Source organism: uncultured Thalassolituus sp. (assembly GCF_950066645.1).
GTDB lineage: Bacteria > Pseudomonadota > Gammaproteobacteria > Pseudomonadales > Oceanobacteraceae > Thalassolituus.
Map to the genome: position 1 here is coordinate 1 of NZ_CATMFB010000018.1, position 22194 is coordinate 22194.

Annotated in this window: 13 protein-coding genes and 1 pseudogene; 1 reads left to right on the forward strand and 13 read right to left on the reverse strand. The window is 53.3% G+C overall.

Annotation, left to right across the window (positions count from 1 at the left end; all coding sequences use genetic code 11):
* From Q1L85_RS14655 to fliS, 7 genes and pseudogenes are all read right to left on the reverse strand, one after another.
* Positions 1–608 (reverse strand): annotated as a pseudogene (locus Q1L85_RS14655) (flagellar motor switch protein FliG); the annotation flags it as partial.
* Positions 601–2334 carry a flagellar basal-body MS-ring/collar protein FliF gene (fliF, locus tag Q1L85_RS14660; protein WP_300433474.1) on the reverse strand — a complete coding sequence of 578 codons (1734 nt, stop codon included), beginning with the start codon at positions 2332–2334 and terminating at the stop codon, positions 601–603. The gene fliF and the pseudogene Q1L85_RS14655, both read right to left, overlap by 8 nt.
* 11 nt (positions 2335–2345) lie before the next feature.
* On the reverse strand, positions 2346–2762 hold the full coding sequence (gene fliE / locus Q1L85_RS14665; RefSeq protein WP_300433475.1) for a flagellar hook-basal body complex protein FliE: 417 nt from the start codon (positions 2760–2762) through the stop codon (positions 2346–2348).
* A gap of 112 nt (positions 2763–2874) precedes the next feature.
* Entirely contained in the window at positions 2875–4248 is a 1374-nt protein-coding gene (locus tag Q1L85_RS14670; RefSeq protein WP_300433526.1) for a sigma-54 dependent transcriptional regulator, read from the reverse strand.
* An 18-nt stretch (positions 4249–4266) separates the two neighbouring features.
* The gene (locus Q1L85_RS14675) at positions 4267–5463 is read right to left on the reverse strand and encodes a PAS domain-containing sensor histidine kinase (RefSeq protein ID WP_300428414.1); all 1197 of its coding nucleotides are present in this window, start codon (positions 5461–5463) and stop codon (positions 4267–4269) included.
* A 124-nt stretch (positions 5464–5587) separates the two neighbouring features.
* The gene (locus Q1L85_RS14680; protein ID WP_300428415.1) at positions 5588–7045 is read right to left on the reverse strand and encodes a sigma-54 dependent transcriptional regulator; all 1458 of its coding nucleotides are present in this window, start codon (positions 7043–7045) and stop codon (positions 5588–5590) included.
* 256 nt (positions 7046–7301) lie between these two features.
* A complete protein-coding gene (fliS, locus tag Q1L85_RS14685; protein ID WP_300428416.1) occupies positions 7302–7760 on the reverse strand; it encodes a flagellar export chaperone FliS in 459 nt (152 codons plus the stop codon).
* A 245-nt stretch (positions 7761–8005) separates the two neighbouring features.
* On the opposite strand from fliS, the gene Q1L85_RS14690 reads away from it, so the two are divergent.
* Complete coding sequence (locus tag Q1L85_RS14690; RefSeq protein ID WP_300433476.1) at positions 8006–10027, forward strand: methyltransferase domain-containing protein; 2022 nt, start codon at positions 8006–8008, stop codon at positions 10025–10027.
* A gap of 1 nt (position 10028) precedes the next feature.
* Here the strand turns inward: Q1L85_RS14690 and ung are convergent, their stop codons facing one another.
* The 6 genes from ung to Q1L85_RS14720 all read right to left on the reverse strand — a co-directional run bounded on the left by ung (position 10029) and on the right by Q1L85_RS14720 (position 21930).
* Entirely contained in the window at positions 10029–10706 is a 678-nt protein-coding gene (gene ung, locus Q1L85_RS14695; RefSeq protein ID WP_300427835.1) for a uracil-DNA glycosylase, read from the reverse strand.
* Positions 10707–10951: 245 nt separating this feature from the next.
* On the reverse strand, positions 10952–12472 hold the full coding sequence (lysS, locus tag Q1L85_RS14700; RefSeq protein WP_300433477.1) for a lysine--tRNA ligase: 1521 nt from the start codon (positions 12470–12472) through the stop codon (positions 10952–10954).
* Positions 12473–12665: 193 nt separating this feature from the next.
* A protein-coding gene (prfB, locus tag Q1L85_RS14705) for a peptide chain release factor 2 (protein ID WP_300427839.1) occupies positions 12666–13761 on the reverse strand; the annotation gives its coding sequence in 2 pieces (ribosomal slippage) (positions 12666–13688 and positions 13690–13761; 1095 coding nt in all).
* A 110-nt stretch (positions 13762–13871) separates the two neighbouring features.
* Positions 13872–17825 (reverse strand): flagellar filament capping protein FliD, encoded by a 3954-nt coding sequence (gene fliD, locus Q1L85_RS14710; RefSeq protein WP_300427841.1) that lies wholly within the window; start codon positions 17823–17825, stop codon positions 13872–13874.
* Positions 17826–17918: 93 nt separating this feature from the next.
* Positions 17919–18293, reverse strand: a complete 375-nt coding sequence (locus Q1L85_RS14715) for a flagellar protein FlaG (protein WP_300427843.1) — start codon at positions 18291–18293, stop codon at positions 17919–17921.
* A gap of 64 nt (positions 18294–18357) precedes the next feature.
* On the reverse strand, positions 18358–21930 hold the full coding sequence (locus tag Q1L85_RS14720; protein ID WP_300427845.1) for a flagellin: 3573 nt from the start codon (positions 21928–21930) through the stop codon (positions 18358–18360).
* Between the last annotated feature and the right edge of the window lie 264 nt (positions 21931–22194).

Consider the following 22194-nt stretch of genomic DNA (forward strand, 5'->3'; position numbering starts at 1 on the left):
GTGGTGGTCTGAGTGCCTGCTTTGCCAGAGAACTGGCGTTCGAGAATGTCGTTCAGTTCCTGCAGTGCCGCTGGCTGGACAGCTTCCAGCGAAGCAACACGCATGATGATATCCAGCACAACCTTTTCATCAAAATTCGACAACACTTCAGCCGACTGATCGGCATCCAGATACGACACAACAATGGCCTGAATCTGAGGGTGCTCATGGCGGATAAGATCGGCCACCTGACGTGCTTCCATCCACTTAAGCGAATCCAGCCCGGTGGTATTTCCCCCGAGCAGAATACGGTCAATCAGCGCGCCCGCTTTATCATTCCCAAGCGCCTGCGTCAGCATGTTACGGATATAGTCGTCAGCCCCCAGTCCCATGCCCGTCTGACCACTGACGGCATCCAGAAATTCAGACACCACGCCTTCAACCTGAGGCTGATTAACGTTCTTCAGGCTTGCCATGGCTGAGCCCACACGCTGAACCTCTTTCGGGCCCATATGCTTCAGAATTTCTGCGGCATCTTTTTCACCCAGCGACATCAACAGAATCGCTGCCCGCTCGACCCGGCTGAGGTTGGCCAGGCCGTTAGCGTTTTCAGGAAGGTTCTCAGGCATCGTCGTTTACCCACTGTATAACTACTTGTGCAACCCGGGCAGGATCTTCCGCAATCAGCCCTTTAAGTGCATCCAGCTGACGTTCATAGCTCTCAGATGCGCCCGGCAGAAGATACTCATCCATCCCTGCCAGAGTCACTTTGTCATCATCGAGACCTGCTTCAGCATCTTCCAGTTCATCCAGCAGGACTTCATTATCTTCCCGCCCTTTATTGGCGATACTCTTGATGGTCGGCCGGATCACACCAAAGATAAGAATCAGTACAAACAGCCCCGCCAGTACCTGCTTGATCACGTCCCAGAACCAAGGCTGCGTCCAGAAGTCTGGCTCGCCCAGGGTCATGCTGTCTTTGCCCATGAACGGTGAATTAATCACGTTCACGCTGTCACCACGGGCGGCGTTAAAGCCAACCGCGTCTTTAACCAGAATTTCGAGGCGCTGCAGTTCGGCATCGGACCAGGGTTCATACACAGAATCGCCCTCGTCGTTCACCACCGCTTTGTCGTTAATCACCACCGCAACGGTCAGACGGCGGATGTCTCCAACCGGGTGGGAGCGGTAGCTCAAGGTCCGGTCGACTTCGTAATTGCGTGTGGCTTCCGAGCGACTTTTACCTGCTGCCCCAGCACCACCTGCGCCTGCACCCGCCCCAGTACCGATTGCTTGTTCGGGAGCCGTTGCTTCCGGTGGTGGCTGATTTGACAGTGCCCCAGGAATACCACCGTCACCTGCGCCCGAGCTGGACTCATTAATCAGTTGCTCACTGCGAAGTGCAATCAGATCGGGGTTAAACAGCTCTTCGCTTTCTTCACGCACGGTGAAGTCGATATCGGCGGAGACTTCTGCTTTATAGTTCTCACTACCCAGCACCGGTTTAAGGATGTTGTTGACCGCATTGGCGATCGACGCTTCAACCTTATCCGTATATTCAAGCTGACGGGTCGCCAGCATTTCATCTGTACTCTCTTCAATTTTAGACAGCAGATTACCGAACTGATCGACTACTGATACATCTGTCCGGTCCATATCGCTGACGCTGGACGCTACCAGGTTAACGATGGCCTCCACCTGATCTTTTGACAGATTGCTGCCCGGATACAATTCAACAAAAACTGACGCACGCGGCTTACGCTGATCACGTACAAACACAGACTGCTTCGGAATCGCCAGGTGTACCCGTGCGTTCCGTACCGACTTCACGCTGGCAATTGTGCGCGCCAGTTCGCCTTCAAGGCCGCGGCGGTAACGGGCATTCTCAATAAACTGACTGGTGCCCAGAGCGCTGTCCTGTTCCAGTACTTCCAGACCGACTGTTTTATCGTCAATCAGACTGGCGGCCGCGAGCTTCATCCGGGCTTCATGGAGATCACCCGCCTCGACCATCAGAACCTGAGTTACGGGATCAATTTCAAAAGGGATACTTTCGCGCTGCAGAATTTCCACAATATCCTGAGCGTTGTGATCCTGCATACGGTGAATAAGAGGCTTGTAGGTCGGCTCCTGCGACCAGATCATGATGGCAATGCCGATGGCAATGACCAGAGCAACTCCACCGATCGCCATGACCTGACGGGTAACGGGAAGACTGTTAAAGCCAGCCAGAAGAGGATGACCAGCGATATTCTCTGCGGCCGACTCCTGAGGTGGAGCCATGGCAGTGGAAGCGCTGCTCTGCGAGTCGTCAGCACCAGCGCCAGCTGCTGCCTGTGCAGGTACGTTTTCCATAGTTCAGTCCATCACACCGGCATGTTCATAATATCTTTATAAGCTTCAACGAGCTTATTGCGCACCTGTGTCATCGCCTGAAAAGAGACACTGGATTTCTGCAGGGCAATCATGACTTCGGGCAGGTCGATAGAAGCATCTCCCTGCTCAAAGCGGGTCGCCAAATCGGCAGCGACCTTCTGGTTTTCATTCACGTTATCAATGGCATTTTTAAACATCGTCTGAAAATCAGGAACTGTGTTGTCTCCTGAGACTTCAGACGTTGCCATGCTGCTGATACGCTGGGCTTCCTGAGAGATTCGCGCAGTAGCGTCCATTTCCTGAGCGGGACGAACATTCTGGGTTGCCTGCTCATGCTGGCTGCGCAGCTGGGTTTTCACCTGGCGCATCTGCATAAGAACGGAACTCACATCGACTCGATCAACCATACCACTACCCTCTTACTCACCTGTGTGCCGAATTTCTTTATCGTTTTTTTGACGCTATTTTATTGAAATTCAGAGCTTTTATTTGACGTTGCAAAGGGCTTGCCAGATTTCCTCAGGAAACGGCTAAAACCATAGACTCAACATCCACGCCTTCATCCCTCAGGCGTGCCACTTTGTAGCGGAGAGTGCGGGGGCTGATGCCAAGGCGCTCAGCAGCTTCTTTTCTGCTGGGTTCTTCCCGCAGCGCTTTAACAATCAATTCAACCTCACGGGTACGGAGATCCGAGCCCAACTCGCCTTCATCCAGTACAGGCGACATATTTATGACGGGATTCGAAGTATCGGACTGGCGGTTTTTCGGCACTGGAGTCAGCAGAAAATCATTAGCATTCAGTTGCGGGCCAGTCTGCAGGATCAGAGCGCGCTGCACTGTGTTGTCCAGTTCGCGTACGTTACCCGGCCAGCTGTGTGCCAGCAGCTTCTGCTCGGCATCCGACATAATTGCGGGCGCCGGGCGTTTCATTTTTGCTGCGTGGTGCGTCAGCAGGCGACGCGCAAGAGGTAAGATGTCATCACGGCGATCCCGCAGAGGTAACCACTGCAATGGGAATACCGTCAGGCGGTAATAGAGGTCTTCCCGGAATTTCCCCTCCGCCACATAATCTGCCAGCTCGCGGTTAGTTGTGGCGATAATTCGTACATCGAGATCGAGCACTTTTTTTCCGCCCAGACGTTCAACCTGACGCTCCTGCAGAACACGAAGCAGTTTTGCCTGCAGACCAAGATCCATTTCAGTGATTTCATCGAGCAGAATCGTGCCCCCTTCTGCCTGTTCGAACTTACCGGGCATCGCGTTGTAGGCCCCGGTGAATGCACCTTTCTCGTAACCAAAGAGCATGGCTTCCAGCATATTCTCCGGAATCGCAGCACAGTTGAGCGCGATAAAAGGCCCTTTTTTACGCTGGGAATTCTGATGAATATACCGCGCGAGCACTTCTTTACCCGTACCACTTTCACCACTGATCAGTACGGTAGAGTCTGTCTGAGCGACACGCTGAGCCATCTGAAAAAGTTGCTGCGAAACCTGAGCCTCACACACGGGCTGATCGCCGTCGCTATCACTCTCTGCACCCGTATGAGTGTAGGGTTTCAGTAACTCGTCGAGTTCACGCAGTTCGAAAGGCTTCATCAGATAATCGTTCGCACCGCGCTGCATGGCCTGTACCGCCTGACCAACATCTCCATAGGCCGTCATCAACAGCACTGGCAGCCAGGGGTGTTCGGTCTTGATCTGATCGAGCAGCTCCAGACCATCCATGCCCGGCATATTAATATCGGACAGAACAACATCAATATTGTGGCTACGCACCAGCGCCATCGCTTCAATACCGTTCGGCGCCTCAAGCACGTCATAGCCCTTCAGCATCAGTGTATCTACCACGGCTTCGCGCAGTTTCGGATCGTCTTCCACTACCAGTAAACGCATCATACTTTCCTCCGGAAATCAGCCGCGCGCGAGCGGCAGAATCAGTTCTGCTGACACACCACCGAGTGGGCTGTCAGCCAGGGTAAATTCACCGTGATGCGCACGCACCACCGCCTGAACGACGGCCAGGCCCAGGCCGGTACCGTTCGATTTTGTTGTGTAAAAAGGCTCCATCATCTGAGCTTTCTGTTCTTTTTTCAGGCCAGGGCCGTTATCCATGATGCGCAGCACCATGCGGCCTTCGCTCAGCGCCTCAGCAATGATCCGGATTTCAATCGGATGCTCACCGGACTCCAGCGCGTTGTTCACCAGATTCATCACTGCACTGATCAGGGCGTCTCGATTACACATCAGTGACGCGTCCTGCAGGTGATTTTCAAACTCGCAGTCGGCCCGATACTGTGCCAGGGGAACTTCCATCGCTGCAGCAATACCTTTGAGCAGATCAGACACTGAAACATCGTCATTCAACGGCGCTTCGCCACGGGCGAAAATGAGCATGTCCCGCACCTGGCTCTCGAGATGATGGAGACGCTCCTGTAGTTTTCCGGCAAACCGGACGCGGTGATTTTCAGCGAGATCAGGTGATGCCAGATGGCCGGCATACAATGTCGCGGCAGCCAGAGGTGTACGGATCTGATGAGCCAGTGAGGCAACCATTTTCCCCATCGCCGACAGCCTTTCATGCTGCGCCAGCTGGGACTGCAGCGCCCGGGTTTCGGTCATGTCAGTCAACAGAATCAACTGGCCGCGCTCATTCATCATGGCGGCCGTACGCAGGCTCACCCGGCGACCATCAACGAGCGAAATTTCATGGCCATCATCGCGGCGCGGTTTAAAACACACGCGAATCAGATCGCGCCAGCGGCTGCCTGTCAGGCTCTGCGCCCCCGATGCCTTAAGAAGAAGATCATCGGCCGCCGGATTGCTTTGTACGACCACCCCGAATTCATCAATAAGAAGCACGCCAGCAGGAAGCATCTGCAGCAGACTTTCCAGCCGGTCAGCAAGACGTTCTTTCTCCGCCAGCTCGTGCATCCGCTGGGCGGACACCGTCGCCAGCTCACCGCTCAGCTGCTCAACCTTATTTTCGAGAAACGCGTAAGAATCGGTCAGCTGCTGGGACATCTCATTGAACAGAGAGAACGCGCGTTTAAGCTCGACCGGGTCCAGAGACTGGCCCGGTAACTCCGGACTCAAAGCAGCAATCGCCATAAATACCTCACCATTTCGCCATAAAAGTGGCGGAAAAATGTCATTTATAGGTATTTGGCAATTAGCGTGCCAGAGAGGAAAAAGACGTTATGCGAGGATAGAAAAGGAGGAAAAAAGGACAGGCTTACGCCATGTCCTTTTCTTTACGGGCAAGGTTGTACTTGCGCATTTTTTCGACCAGCGTCGTCCGCCGGATATTCAGTTTTTCAGCGGCGCGGGCGACGACACCGTTAGCGTCGTCCAGAGCCTGCTGAATCAGAGAGCACTCGAGATCCTGAAGGTACTCACGCAGATCCAGACCGTTCACAGGAAGCAGTGCAGGGCTATCCACTCCGGCCAGGCCGTCACTCTGAGTCACATCCGCAACCACCGGTGGTGTGTACTGTTCATCGCCCTCGTCAACATGACGGAATTTCTTAGGCAGTTCGTTGACGCCAATCACTCCGTAAGGGTGAAGAATGGCAAGTCGCTCAACCAGGTTTGCCAGCTCGCGGACGTTGCCATGCCATTCGTGACGGCAGAGCGACATAATGGCCGCTGAATTAAACCGGATAGAACCACGCTTTTCGTTCTCGAGGCGGGAAATCAACTCATTGAGGAGTAATGGCAGATCTTCTACCCGCTCGCGCAGGGACGGCATATCGATGGGGAAGACATTAAGGCGATAGTAAAGATCTTCGCGGAACGTGCCCTCTTCGATCATTTTTTCGAGGTTTTTGTGAGTCGCGGCGATCACACGAACGTTCGCATTCAGCGTTTTATTCGACCCAACCCGCTCGAACGTGTGCTCCTGCAGAACACGCAGAATCTTAACCTGCATGTTCAACGGCATATCACCGATTTCATCCAGGAACAGAGTCCCTCCTTCCGCAAGCTCAAAGCGACCTGGGCGGCTGTTGATTGCCCCCGTAAAAGCGCCCTTCTCGTGACCGAACAACTCACTCTCAAGCAGTTCAGCAGGAATAGCGCCACAGTTTACGGGAACAAAGGGTTTGTTACGGCGATGGGAATGATAATGAAGATTACGGGCAACCACTTCTTTGCCGGTGCCGCTTTCCCCCTGGATCATGACGCTGACGTCTTTGTCTGCCACCTGCATGATCAGTTCGCGGACATGTTGAATCTGGCGACTGGTTCCCACCAGGCTGCGGAACAGCTGCACTTCACGGCGCTCACCGCGGCTACGGTTGTGCGTGTACTGCTCGCGATAAATCTGACAACGGTGGAGGCTGTCCAGAAGCTTGTTGTAGCTCGGCGGCATGGCCAGAGATGCAAGAACACCGCGACGCAGATTCTCAGTCAGCTGCTCTGGCAGGTTGTCGCTTCCGGCGTAGAGAACCGGCAGCCCTTTGTCCCACTCAAAAAGTCCTTCGAGCAGGCTATCAATCGGTTGACCTTCGCTGTCACCCAGAATGACCGCACTGACTTCAGTACTGTCTTCGACGCTGGCATCAGCCTTTTTACGCCAGTCGCCCGCTCCGGCGACAATAACTTCTTCCCCGAGGAAGTCGAGAATTACCTTGAGATCATGGCGGCGCTGCTCGTTGTCATCGATCAGCAGTATTTTAATCTCTCTCCACATGGCGTTTGCCTTTCCTTTCTGTACGACGGGGCCTTTTTCACCCGTCCGTCATTGAATTGACTTCCCGTATTTCAGTTAAGTAGTAAATTCCGACAAAGTCAAACTTCTGACGTTAAATCTTTTCAATCGGGCCGAATTAGAATAATCGCCCGGAAACTGGCACATGAAATATCGATTTATGTCGTTAAAAACCAATAAAAAAGCCCCTCACAGGGAGGGGCAAGAGAAAAGGAACAGCACAGAAACTTGATAATAATCAGGCAGATACAGAGCCTGTCAGGCGTTGACCATCGCTTCCGGCGGAGTCCGGGCGCTGACCATGAATACTTTGCAGGTACTCCTGACGGATACCATCCCATCCGGTTTTAATTTCGAGCATTAACCCCATCACCTCATCGATCATGTCGGTATCGTTATGGCTGCTCGCTTCGATGATGCGCCGGATCATATAGTCGTATAGGCGATCCAGATTACCCGCCAGATCCCCTCCCTGATTATGATCAAGGCTGGACTGAAGAGTCTGAATAATTTCGTTCACTCGTCCGAGAAGACGGGCTTTTTCTTCCATATCTTTGCGCTGAATAGCGCCTTTCGCCTGAGCCATTCGGGTCAGGGCTGCTTCCATCAGCAGCTGAATCAAACGATGTGGATCTGCATCCAGCACTTCAGAAGTCACGTTCACTTTCTGATATTGCGACGCTCCGGATTGATACATAGTCGGTCTCCTGACTGAATCGCTTACGCCGGAAAGAATCTCCGACACTACTCTCTTTGACGGCTCAGAACCGGAATTCTTTAGTAAATTTTTGTTTCAGGCGGCAAGAATTTGCCCGGCAACAGGAGGAGACAGGCCGCCGCCTGGGTTGCCGCCCAAGTATTTTCCTATAAAAATCATACAGTTAAAAAATGGCACAATAACTGCTGATACGACCCCACATGCATTCTGTTGAGGGGCCGGCCATGGCTAACCCACTGTCACACCTGCAAACGCAACACGCGCACAGTGCTGATCACAAAGCACTGCTTGAAGCGGCCAGCCGCTGCTACACCGACGCCACGCGCTCCGACGACGTGCGTATGCTGGCGTCTGCTGCTGAGCTGGCGCTGCAAGCGTGGCAACTCAATAACAGCTACCTTCCCGGCATCAACCTGCTTGCCCGGATCGCTCTGCATCGCGGCCTGCTGGACGAAGCCAGAGACTGGGTAAATTCTGGTCTTGCTCTTAAAGCAGACAGCACGTCACTGCTCTACAGCGCGGGCCACATCGCTCTGGCAGCCAACGACCTCGACGAAGCAGAAAGCTGTTTCGAACACGCCTGCCGTATCTCACGCGTAAATACTAAGGCGGCTGTATTTCTGGCACACGTACGATTGCTGAAAGGCGATTATGTTGAAGCCTTTCAGCAATACCGCGAGCTGATCAAAACCCGGGCCGACGACCCTCAGGTCCGAAACAAGTTATTTGAGGCCACCAGCTATATCACCGCCGATTTCTATTCTCAGGAACTGGAAGAGGAACTGCTGCGCTGGTTTGAATTTGAAGATGTCGACTACAGTCAGCTGCGGGGCCTGACCACCTCATTGTTGAAGCACAAACTCAGACTGTCAGAAGCTGGTTGTCCTCTTGAGATTGAAACACTCGCGGCCGACCCGTTACTGATCAAAGCGCTCAGCCACTTCTGTTTCGCCGATCCTCTGTTCGAGCGCCTGTTGATGACACTGCGGCAGAGTATTCTGCTGTCGAGCAGCCGTCAGCTGGCCATCAGCAGTCATTTTCTTCCTCTGGTCGTGGCGATCGCGCATCAGTGCGAGCTGAATGATGCGGTCTGGTATATCAGCCCGCACGAGCAGAGCCTGACAGAACAGCTGACGGCGCTGGCCGGAAGAATTCTGACCATTGATAACCTGCATAGCGATGACGTCACCGGTCTGTTGCTGCTGATCATGATGTACCAGCCGCTAAGCACCACCCCACTGTTCAGCCGGATTGCCGGTGCAGAATGGGCATGGCCAGAGCATCTGACCGCACTGATGAACCGAGCGATCCGACAACCGCAGGTTCTGCTTCAGCTTGCCCGCGAAATTCCGGATCTTGGACTCAGCGCCAGCTCCACATCAGCCCGGGTGCGTGCTCAGTATGAAACTCATCCGTACCCGAGCTGGAACAGCCTGGGATACAACCAACCGGCAGACTATTATGCGTCGCTGCAGGCACTTTTCCCGTCTCAACTGAACGACCTGGCGTCGGGCAGTCATGGGATCAACGTGCTTGTCGCCGGATGCGGAACAGGCCGCCATGCTCTGCGCCTTGCACGCTACTTCCACAAACTGAATGTCACCGCGATGGATCTCAGCTCAGCCTCGCTGGCGTACGCACAGATGAAAGCGGAAGAATATCGTCTTAACGTAGACTTCGTTCAGGGTGACATTCTCGTTTCAGAACGACTGGGACAGGATTTTGACGTCATTGAGTGCTCTGGTGTGCTTCACCACATGAAGAGCCCGGAAGCTGGCCTGAAAGCCCTTGTAGCACGCCTGCGCAACGGAGGGCTGATGAAGATTGCACTCTATAGTCGTCAGGCTCGAACATTGGTTACCGAGCTACGTAAAGAACTTGCCGGTGACATACCAGAATCCGAAAGTGACATCCGTCGGGTACGTGAAGCTCTGCTACAACAGAACAGCGACGACTGGGCCGGAATATTTCAGTCACCGGATTTCTATAATCTCAGTGCCTGCCGCGATCTCCTGTTTCACGCACAGGAACATGTGTTTGATCTTCAGGAAATCCGGCGCATGATCGAGCATTGTGGACTCGATTGGGTGGGTATCGTCCCTCCGGCGGGTGCGCGTACACTCGCCAGAAACGAACTGAAACTCGCGCCGGAAAACCTCACACTGAATGACTGGCACACGCTGGAGCAACTGCACCCTGCGTTGTTCTCCGGCATGTATCAGTTTTATGTGCGGAAACCGCAGTGAGTTAAATCTGCCAGTTAACTGGCGCCTCTCCGCGGCTGATTAAATAATCATTAATCGTAGAAAACTGGCGGTTACCAAAAAACCCTCGATGTGCCGACAGTGGCGACGGGTGCACAGATTCCAGAACCAGATGCTTTGTGCGGTCAATGACCGCACCTTTTTTCTGCGCGTAGCTACCCCACAGAACAAACACCAGGCCTTCTCTCTGGACATTCAGTGCGGCAATGGCAGCGTCGGTAAATTGTTCCCACCCTTTCTTCTGATGAGATCCGGCCTTCGCCTGCTCAACCGTTAACGTCGCATTTAACAACAGCACACCCTGATCAGCCCACGGTGTTAAATCACCCGAACCGCTCATGGTTAATCCGAGATCCTGCTGAATTTCTTTAAAAATATTCACCAGCGACGGAGGCACTTTCACACTCTGAGGCACAGAGAAACTCAACCCCATTGCCTGACCCGGACCGTGGTAAGGGTCCTGCCCGATAATCACCACCCGCACCTGATCGAAAGGCGTATGATTAAAGGCATTAAAAATCAGAGGGCCTGGAGGGTATATCGTTTTACCGGCGGATTTTTCGGCCTGCAGAAATTCTTTTAAATTCTGCATGTAAGGTTGGTCGAATTCAGAACCAATCATGGCCTGCCAGGAGGGATGGAGTTCACCGGGTTTGGTCATGAGCTGTCCTTGAAAATGTTGTTCAGCGCCTGGATCCCCGCCTTCGCGGGGATGACAGATAAGTAGCGCGATACAGGTAACTACTTACGCCCTGAGGCGTCAGCGAGCGTCGCCTGAAAACCTACCTGGGAGCGTCACCGAAGAAGGCAGAACAAGGCGCAGCTAGCTTCGGTAGCGGAGCGTACTTTAGTACGTGAGCATTCCGGAGCTAGCTGCAACACAGTTCTGGCGATGCAGGTAGCTACTTACGCCAATGGTTTCATATGCGGGAAAAGAATCACATCTTTGATGGTATGCGAATCGGTAAACAACATCACCAGACGGTCGATACCAATCCCCTCACCCGCTGTCGGTGGCAGGCCGTATTCCAGCGCACGAACGTAGTCTGCATCGTAGTGCATCGCTTCGTCATCACCGGCGTCTTTCTCTTCAACCTGTTTACGGAAACGTGCCGCCTGATCTTCAGCGTCGTTAAGTTCCGAGAAGCCGTTTGCCAGTTCACGGCCACCGACGAAGAATTCGAAACGGTCGGTCACGAATGGGTTGTCATCGTTACGACGCGCCAGTGGTGATACTTCCCATGGATATTCGGTAATAAAGGTTGGCTGATCCAGTTTCTCTTCGGCAGTCGCTTCAAAGATTTCACAAATCAGCTTACCTGGCCCCCAACCGGCTTCTTTCGGGCCAAGGTGAATGCCTACCTGTTGGGCGTATTTTTTCAGCGTTTCAATATTATTTTCTGCGTCGTTCAGTACCGCCAGATCCATATCCGGGTTGTACTGCTTAATCGCATCAACCATAGTGATACGCTGGAATGGCTGAGCAAAATCGTATTCCGACTCGCCGTATTTAATCGTCGTGTTACCGATGACGGTCTCAGCGATAAAACGCAGCATGCCTTCTGTGAGATCCATCATGTCACGGTAATCAGCATACGCCTGATAGAACTCAATCATAGTGAATTCAGGGTTGTGACGCGTACTCAGACCTTCGTTACGGAAGTTACGGTTAATCTCGAACACACGTTCGAAGCCACCGACCACCAGACGCTTCAGATACAGCTCAGGCGCAATACGCAGGAACATATCGATATCCAGCGCGTTGTGGTGAGTCTCAAACGGCTTCGCACTTGCACCACCCGGGATGGTCTGAAGCATGGGCGTTTCTACTTCCATAAAGCCGCGCTGCGACAGGTAGAAACGGATGCCTTCGATAATTTTTGAACGCAGCAGAAAGGTTTTGCGCGTTTCTTCGTTGATGATCAGATCTACGTAACGCTGACGGTATTTCAGCTCCTGATCGGCCAGACCGTGGAATTTGTCTGGCAGCGGACGCAGAGACTTTGTCAGAATCTGGAAATCGCTCAGTTCCGCAACATCAACGTACAGTTCGCCTTTGCCTGAAAGGTGCAGAACACCCGTCGCACAGACGATGTCACCGACATCCAGCGCCTGCCAGGCTTCGCTTTCTTTCTGCAGTGGCTTAGCCATATATACCTGCAGCGAACCGGTCGCATCCTGAAGGCCGATAAACGGACCACCACGACGCATCACGCGACCCGCTACGGCAACGCGATTGCCTTCTTCGACCAGAGTCTCTTTGCTCTTCTCACCGTGCTGCTTTTTCAGGTCACCGGCCAGATTTTCGCGGCGGAAATCATTCGGGTGGCCATTGGATTTACTGCCTTCACGGAGTTTGTCGAGTTTTGCACGACGCTCAGCGATGAGTTTGTTTTCTTCCTGAGCGGTTTGGTTCTGGTCGGTCATTCTGCACCCATTCGTGTCTGGGAAAATTAAATTCTGTGTAGTCCGGTGAGCCTCGCCCACCACTTTGTGCGCTGAGGGCGAATTCTGCGAAGGCAGAGCAAGGCGGTGGTCGGTTGAGGGAGCGGAGTGTACAAGTAGTACATGAGCATCCCGAAACCGGCCACCAACACAGCTCTACCGAGCAGAAACGGCCTCAGAGGCCTTTTTTCAGGCTCGCTTCGATGAATTGATCCAAATCCCCATCGAGAACGGCCTGCGTATTACGCGTTTCAACGCCGGTACGAAGGTCTTTAATACGCGCATCGTCAAGCACGTAAGAGCGGATCTGGCTGCCCCAGCCGATATCGGCTTTGCTGTCTTCCAGCGCCTGAGACTCGGCATTACGCTTCTGCAGTTCCAGCTCATAGAGCTTGGCCTTCATCTGCTTCATCGCCTGGTCTTTGTTCTTGTGCTGGGAACGGTCGTTCTGGCACTGAGTCACGGTGTTCGTCGGCAAGTGGGTAATACGTACCGCAGATTCGGTCCGGTTTACGTGCTGACCACCAGCACCTGAGGCGCGGTAGACGTCGATACGCAGGTCAGCCGGGTTGATCTCGATTTCGATATTGTCATCGACTTCAGGAGATACGAACACAGACGAGAACGAGGTGTGACGACGGTTGCCGGAGTCGAACGGGCTCTTACGCACCAGACGGTGTACGCCGGTTTCAGTCCGCAGCCAGCCATAGGCATATTCGCCCTGAACGTGAATCGTGGCACCTTTGATGCCGGCGACTTCACCTTCGGAGACTTCCATCAGCTCGCCTTTGAATCCATGGGCTTCGATCCAGCGCAGATACATACGCAGAAGCATGTTGGCCCAGTCCTGTGCTTCGGTACCACCGGAGCCCGCCTGAATTTCAACGTAGCAGTTGTTTTCATCCATTTCGCCAGAGAACATGCGACGGAACTCAAGGACTTCAAGCTCACTCTGAAGGTTGTTCAGTTCGCTTTTCACGTCTTCTACGGCGTCTTCGTCGTTTTCTTCAACGGCCATATCCAGCAGGTCACGGGCATCTCCCAGACCGCCGTCAAGGTTGTTGATGGTCTTGACCACAATCTCAAGCGCTGAACGTTCGCGGCCCAGTTCCTGAGCGCGATCCGGGTTATCCCAGACATCGCCCTGTGCAAGTTCGTGCTCTACTTCTTCGAGACGCTCAACTTTGTTGGCGTAGTCAAAGATACCCCCTAAGCACGTCGGTGCGCGCCTGAAGGTCTTTAATCTGTTCGACGATTGGATTGATTTCCAAGGTGGGTACCCCTGTCGCTGTCTTACGGATGAAAATGACGCGGCATTTTACAGTAAAGACGCAGGGGTTTCATCCGTGACAACCCAGAGAGGAGGAGTCACACGCGGTGATCAGTCTTTATTCGTGCCATTCAGGGCTTCAAACTGCGCTTTCACATAGTCCAGCGTCGTGTTGAGCGTCTGGATAAGCGCGTCGTTATACAGAAACTGAGATTTCAGGCGGGCTTCCTGGGCAGAGATACGGGCCTCAAGCTTGTCCCGGTCTTCGCCGACGGTATCCAGGTCGTCATCCAGCGCGGACAACTTGTTGGCGATGGTGCCCCCCGAGTTACTGAGGTAGTTGTCCAGCAGGGATTTCAGCTGGTCACCAAAGCCCGAAATATAGGTGACGCTTCCACGGTTACCAATCGTGCCGCCTGTGACTTTCAGTCGTAGACCAGAAGCGTCGTCAATCTCACCACTCTGGTCTTTACCGGTCTCACCGTCACCGGCGCCGGTGACAAAACCAAACAGCGTCGCGGCACCCGCCGACACATCTTTAATCTGCACAGAGGACTCTGCGCCGGTCGTGTTCGAAATAATACCGAACTTGTTATAGGCAAAAGAGCTGGTGTCTGAGGTGTATTCAACCTTCACCGTTTTGCCTTCCGCTTTAAGCTCTGCCGTATTGTTGATCGCTACCTGGAGTGCACTCGCAAGAGCACTGCCGCTGATGTAGGTTGCAGGAAAGTTCAGCGCAACCTCTGCTTCAATGCCATCGACGGCAATTCTGAAAGTGCTGTTGCTCGCATCCAGAACGACCGGGCTGTCAAAGCCTGCCGATTCGGCTCCGATATAGTAGCCAGGGGTTGCTTTGACATTACCATCCACTGCTCGCAGGAACTGGCCGGAACCCGTGGCTTCAACGCCGTTGATCTTACCCGCAACGTCTTTACCCGTTGGGATTTCCTGTGAGTAATTACTCACATCCTGAAGCCCCAGGAAGGCAATAGCATCGGCATCCAGCTCGGTGAATCCGATCGACGTGCCTTCGCCACCAATCTGCACACTGAAAGATCCCAGGTTCTTCTCTGCGTCGTACTCGTATGCCACCAGCGGATCCAGGTCATAACCAAAGGTACGCGCTGATGACATCCCAAAGCCATCGTATCCGTTAGTGACGGTTTCAGCCGACAGGCCCAGAGCAGAAGCTGCGGTACCGCCAAGATTACTGACCTGAACGGACGCGGATGAACCATAAGTGGCCGCGGTTTTAACACCGTTTTTCGCTACGGTCTCAAAGTAAAGCTGGCCGCTTCCATCCACTGCCGCTTTAACATCGCCCGCTGAGTATTCACCACTGTCGACCAGCGCGGTATCCAGCGCGCGCTGAATCACAGTCAGGTTTGACTGCTCATCATTACTGCCGGTAGTACCATCGCCGTTCACATCAACATTAATATTGATACCGTCGACGGTAAGCGTGAAGGTTGCATTCTGGGAAGCGGCAGAAAAATCATACCCCGTCGTGATATCAGCAAAACTGCTGGTGTAAGCACCACGTCCATCCTGTACGACTTCAATAAATTCGTTGTGCCCGGTGGCAACTGACGAGAGCTTCAGGCCAGTGCCATCCAGACTTGCCGTAACAACACCAGCACCATATGCGGTATCCAGAGCGGCCTGAATATCGACGATGTTATCGCCCGAATCGGAATTGACGATAATTTCCTGCTCGTTGCCCGAGACATTCAGCGTGAAGCCACCATTGGTGGTCGTAAAATCGATATTTGTGCTGATATCCCGGCTGCCCGCACTGGTTTCAGCACCCCGGACCACACCGGTGAAATTAGGATCTGTGCTCAGTGTCGCAGCCAGCTGCGTCTGAATTTCCGTCGCCAGATCGGCGCCAGTCAGATACGTGCCCGCAGAGACGGAAACAAACCCGTCGGTCTCTACACCATCGACCTGAACTTTAAAATTAACCGCCGACGGGAATGTCAGCCCCGGATCTTTGCCGTTCGTCTTCGCGCCCTGAGTCGCATCCAGCCCCAGCAGGGTATCCGTCACAGAAGCTCCGGTTGAAGCAATCTCGATAGAGCGGGCTGCGCCGACGGCGGAGGTCTCAAACTGCAGATAACCATTATCGTTGAAACTGGCAATGACAGAACCAGAGAGCGAGGTCGCGTCAATCGCGCTCTGGATGGCCTGCAGGGTATCGAGCCTGTCGCCAAAGGTACCATCGCCGTTCAGGTCCTGGCCCTGGGCATTCTGGGAAACAGTGACCAGTACAGGGCCCGCACCGTCAACGTCCAGCTCAAATGTCGCATTGTTTGCCTGAAAATTGATGCCTGTTTCTGCATCCACAGGGCGACTGCCTACGTCCGTTTTTGCCCCCTTGCCACTGAACGCATCCGCGTTCAGTGTCGTCAGTGACACGCCTTCGTACGTGCCTGCCCCAAGAGGACTGAAACCAAGCGTGTTGGCCGTATTGCCGGCAACAGACTTGATATAAACCTGAGATTCCGCCCCATATTTATTGGAAGTAATACTGAAGTTACGGTCGGCTGAACTGTAATCAACGGATACCGAGTGGCCGAACTGAACCAACGTATCATCACTGTTGATCTGCAGCGCCAGCTCTTTAGCCAGCGCGTCGCCCGTCGCGTAATCACCGTGAGTCAGACTCACGGTAGCGTCCTTGCCATTCACATTGATGGTAAAACTGTCGTTACTGGCATCAATCTGTACCGGCGAGGCGAAATCTAACAGGGCCAGCGAGGCGGACGTATATTTCGCCTGTGTGGCCATCTGGGTAATTTCAATGTCGTAGGTGCCCGCCTTCGTATTAATGGAATCATTCACATAGGTAATCTGGCTATCAGTCGTCACACCTGACTTAGCCAGAATACCGACGATAGACGAACGTTCCTGCGCGACAGCCGAGGTAAAAACAGACGAATCAAACTCCAACAGGAAATCGTTGTTACGGTCAGTGTTGACGCCCAGCTCAGTCAAAGAACGGAATTTTCCGCTCAGCCCCGCAATAGGCTGAGAAATCAGTGAACGGATCTGTCCCTGAATTGTGCGCATGGTTGAATCACCCAGCAGTAACCCCGCCTGCTGCTGATCTGCATCGTAACCGGACAGATCATCGACGAACTGCTTGAGTTCATTGTAGGAATCAACAAACTTCTGAATGTTCTCAACCAGGGTGTCGGTGTCTGCACTGACATTCACAGTCACCTGAGTACCAACGTCCGCACTCTGAAGATTAATCGTGACCCCCTTAATCACCTCTGCCACTGCATTGGAGGTACGGGTAATCGTGAGACCATTGACCTGCAGCTGTGCATCTTCACCTTTACTGGTCTGCTCAAGGTTGCCGGTACCGTTCTGGGATTCGTTGTAAGCCAGTGCAGAAAGACCTGTCGTCAACAGGTTGCCGCTATCATCTGTCGCCTCGATCCGCATGGCATTCTTAGCACCGGTATCACTGGAGGTCATCAGAAGACGGTAGCCGCTGCCATCATTAATAATGGTTGCAGTCACACCCATATCGGCGGTATTGATCGCATCGCGGATGCCGCTGAGGGTACGGTTGGAGTCGTCGATAGTAATCGTTTTGGTCTGACGTTCGGTATTAACATCCTGCCCTGAAATATTTCCGGACCCGTCGTACGTGTTAGTCCCGAAGCTGAAGGTGAGCTTGCCTGTTCCAATGATCTCGTCAAAGCTCGCGAAGGTCCCTGTCGCCAGTGAGTGCGATTTCGCTGTATTCAGCACTTCAACGTTGTAGCTGCCCGGATCGGCTGTAGACGATGTCGTGACTGTCAGAATGTCTTCGTTCGAAGAGGTGGCCTTCGTTGCTCCTGCGGCGCTCGGGCTGGCCAGCGTGTTGACTGCCGACTGCATCGTCGACATCAGAGATTTGATTTCACCATAAGCGGTGATTTTGGCTTCAATCAGTTCCTGGCGGTTATCCAGACGTAGCTCACTCACCTCTTTCTCAGCGGTGATGATCTTATCGACCAGATCTGTAGTCAGAACCCCCGAACCCAGTCCGAGTGACTCAATCGACGCCATAACAACCTCTTGCTGTAACCTACAGCCATAAAAAAACCCACATAGCCTTTATCGGCCAATGCGGGTTTCTTTAAAGGTTAGTTTACTTAACCGTTACACTTGCGCACTGAACAACAAAGATGGCTCTTCATCATTCAATTTCTGCGCCAGCTCCAGTGCCAGTTCACTAGGAATCTGACGGATAAGTTCCGCGGATGCCTTGTCGTACACACTGATCACCGTCTTTCCGCTGGCTTCATCCAGTTGAAAATCAAGAGTACGCTCGGTCTGCTGAACATATTCGTTGATTCTGGATACCGCTTCGCGGACTTTTTCCGGATTAACTTCTGCCTGGGTTTCGGTCAACTGCGGCAATTCCTTGCCGCTGAAAGTACTGACATTGACCTGGGCAGACTGACCCCGGGTGACGCTGACAGACGAAGGCGCCGCTGTGGCTTTCTCCATCACGTTAGTTCTCAGCTCGTTCATAATTCACCTCTATGGTATCTGAGTCAGCAATGGTGGGCCGTTAAGGCCCACCTTACCCTTTATCTTATCCCAGCAGAGACAGTACCTGCTGACCTGCAGCGTTGGCCTGGGCCAGTACCGAGATACCTGCCTGCTGCAGTACCTGAGTACGTGACAGCTCTGCCGTTTCAGCCGCGAAGTCCGCATCCTGAATCCGTGAGTTCGCAGCATTCAGGTTCTCAGAGGTCACCTGCAGGTTGCTCACTGTAGATTCCAGACGGTTCTGAATCGCACCAAGGTCAGCTCGCTGGCTCGCCACCTGACCGATCGCGTTATCGATCGCAGTGATAGCAGCCTGTGCACCTTCGAAGGTTGAGATGTCGATATCAGCCAGGAACTGACCATCTTCACCGCCACCGTAGGTACCTGTCGCCAGACCGATAGCATCCAGTTCAGAGTTACCGTTCGCACCACCTTCCAGAGTGAACTCTTTCGCAGAAGACAGTGAGATTGAACCGTAAGTAGTCTCGTAAGCCGCAGCTTCCGCTGACGTACCGCCACCAGCAACAGAACCTTCACCGAAGGTTGCTTCACCGATACCTTCGACTTCCGCATCCAGACCCAGGACAGCACCGATAGAAGCGCTGGAGCCAGACTTGTCGTCGATTGCGATAGAGACGTTACGACCATCTGCTGCAGTCAGCGTCAGAGACACACCGTTATCTTCCGCAACGACACCAGTCTTACCTGAGTTCTGATTGATCAGATTCAGAGCATCAGCGCGTGCACGGTCAGCATCCAGGTTGCCGCCACCGTCGCTCTGCAGAGTGACTGTACCAACCTCTACACCGTTGATGTAGATACCAGCCTGATCACCCTCTTCAAACTGAGTCAGGTCAACGTTAGTACCGTCGCCACCGACAACCTCAGTTGCGTTAACAGAGGCAGACACACCAGTTTCATCAGCCACTTTGTTGATTGCCGCAGCAATCGCGATAGCAGACTGCGATTTCTCAGAAGACAGGATCTTAGAGCCATCGGAAGACACAGTGGCTGAAGCCGTATCTGCGTTCACATCAGCACCACCGATGGTTACGCCGTTAATCAGCAGGTCACCGTCTTCCAGACCATTCACACCTGTGTAGTCTTCAGAAGCACTCTTACCAGCGAACAGTTCGCCACCGGTTGTAGGATCAGACAGAGTCACATTCACGTCTTTGCCATCGTCAGAGTAGAACTTGAGTTCACCCGACAGGTTCAGAGCGTTTTCACCGATCTCGGTAGTACCGCCTTCAGAGACAGTGATGGTCTGACCACTGGCGTTCTCAGTTTCCAAGCTTACAGTGTTTGCACTGTAGTTACGGATGGTCAGAGAGACTTCGCCGCTATCTGCATCGTAAGTCGCAGACACGTCCATATTGGCTGTCGAGAAATCAGTACCGTTGATGTCATCAGCCAGGCCCTGCAGGGTGAAGTTACCTGCACTGTCTGGGGTGACCGTCACGTCGATATCCGTGCCGCCTGCAGAGAAGCGCAGCTGTTCACCAGACTCAAGATTGGAGTCTGTAATTGTCAGGTTAATTTCTTCGTAAGCGCTGACACCACTCACACCGTCGATGGCGCTTGCCAGCTCAGCAACCGTAGAGCCTGCCTGCAGAGGTGCAGAAGGTGATACATCAACACCGCCAACACTCACAGAAAGGTTGGTTTCTGCAGTTGTCGTCAGAACATCACCCGCAGAGGAGCTCGCTGTTACAGAGCCAGGAGCTGCCAGAAGTTCCGTGCCTGCGTCAGTCAGAGTGACATTAACCGCTTCACCTGTAGCGGAGGTTGAAGCGAAGCCCAGTTCACCCGTCAGGATGGTCGCATTCGCACCGGTAGAAATAGTGGTACCGTCGATAGTCACAGCACCCGCAGTCGTACGATCTGCAGTCAGCTGAGTGTTGGTCTCATTGCGGAAGGTAAAGGTTACATCACCACCGGTGCCATCCAACTCTGCATTCAGGAAGCCAGTTGCCCCCAGGTCTGCCGTGAAGTTACCGGCATTCAGCTGGTCGACAACGTTTTCAGCGCGGAGAATCGCAGTAGAACCAGAGACGTTGATGGTCACACCACCGATATCGAACGAGTCACCGGCATCCAGACCAGACAGGGTCATAGTGCCCTGCTCATAGAAATTAACATCGATACCCGCGGTTGTTGCGGCTGTTTCAGCAGCATCGGCGTAGGCAGCAATGTCCTGGTCACCCGCGTTGGAGTAGGTAACCGCAGTAGTACCCTGAACAATCGTCAGTGATGCACCACTATCGGTAATCTGTGCTGCAGTTGCAGTGGTTGTCACAGTGGTAGTCACAGAACCACCCGCTTGCGAGATAAAAGTACCACCTGAATCTGCACGCTCCAGTGTATTCGACAGCGAGCCGCCACCAACCGTTGACGCTTTCGTATCATCAGACACTTTAGAAGATACAGACACCGCTTTTGCACGATCGTAGGTGCCAGCAGTGAGACCGGCGTTGGCCAGATCACCACGGCCAGTACCGTTACCGCCAGAAATCTCGATGGTTTTCTGATCGCCATCTGCAATCAGAGTGTAACCACCTTCGTAGGTGTTGCTGTAAGTCGTACCTGACTGCAGAGTCGCACCACCTGCCAGGCCAGTCGCCGCAGCGAAGGTGTCCTGGTCAAGACCAGTCAGCTCAGTAGTGTCAAACGTCAGGGTGATGTTACGGCCGTCTTCAGCAACCAGGTTAACGCCGGTAGAACCGTTTTCGGTATCGACTGCGCGTACGCCTGTCTGTTCAGAAACCGCATTGATCGCCTGAGTGATCGCAGCACGGGACTGTGCGGTATCAGTGGTGGTTGAGAAAGAGATATCAACGCCGTTCAGGGTGAAGGTACCTGAACCTGCAGTACCGCTCATTTCGCTACCGCCAGCAACGTTCTCATTTACCTGCGCGGTTACGCCAGTTTCGTCGCTGTAACGGTTGATCGCTGCTGCTTTAGAAATCGCAGATGCAGCGTTGTTAGATACTGAAGAGGTGTCGTCTTCTGCACGGGATGCAGCGATTGCTGTACCGTTGATAACCAGGTCACCATTCTCCAGAGCGTTGTCAGTACCACGCGCTGAAAGACCAGATTGAGAAGAAGAACCCAGCTTGTCAGCGGTCAGTTCACCGATGGAGATATCTACTGTCTGACCAGCGTTCGCACCCACCTGGAACGTTGCCGAGAAAGAACCATCGAGCAGCTTACGACCGTTGAAGTCGGTTTCATCTGCAGTACGTGAGATCTCAGACACCAGCTGATCAACCTCCGCCTGGAGAGCTTCACGGTCGACATCAGAGTTCGTGGCGTTAGCAGACTGAACTGCCAGCTCACGGATACGCTGCAGTGATTCGTTAATAGAACCCAGTGCACCTTCAGCGGTCTGCGCCAGAGCGATACCGTCACCGGCGTTACGTACGGCAACGTTCAGACCTTTAATCTGAGAAGTGAAACGGGTAGAAATCGCCAGACCCGCAGCGTCGTCTTTCGCGCTGTTGATACGGAGACCAGAAGACAGGCGTTGCAGAGCCTGCTGGTTCGAGGACTGGGATTTGTCCAGGTTACGCTGAGCATTCAGCGAGGCAATGTTCGTATTAATAATTTGAGGCATGGTGTTTCTCCTGTACCTACTTCTATTGGAACCGGCATCGCCTTGGACGCTTTTCGGCTCCGCCTGACTTTGTCATAGCCTTTAACGGCCCCTTTCCAGAGTTCTTTAGAAGTTTTTTCCACCGAAACAGCACCCACCTGCGACACTACTTTGACGCTTTATCGTTAGCCCATCTAACTCACTGAAATACATAGAAATTTAATTTTGACGCCCGATACTTCTGGCCTCAGAAAAGTTTGTTACAAATTGTTTTCTGCCGGTTCG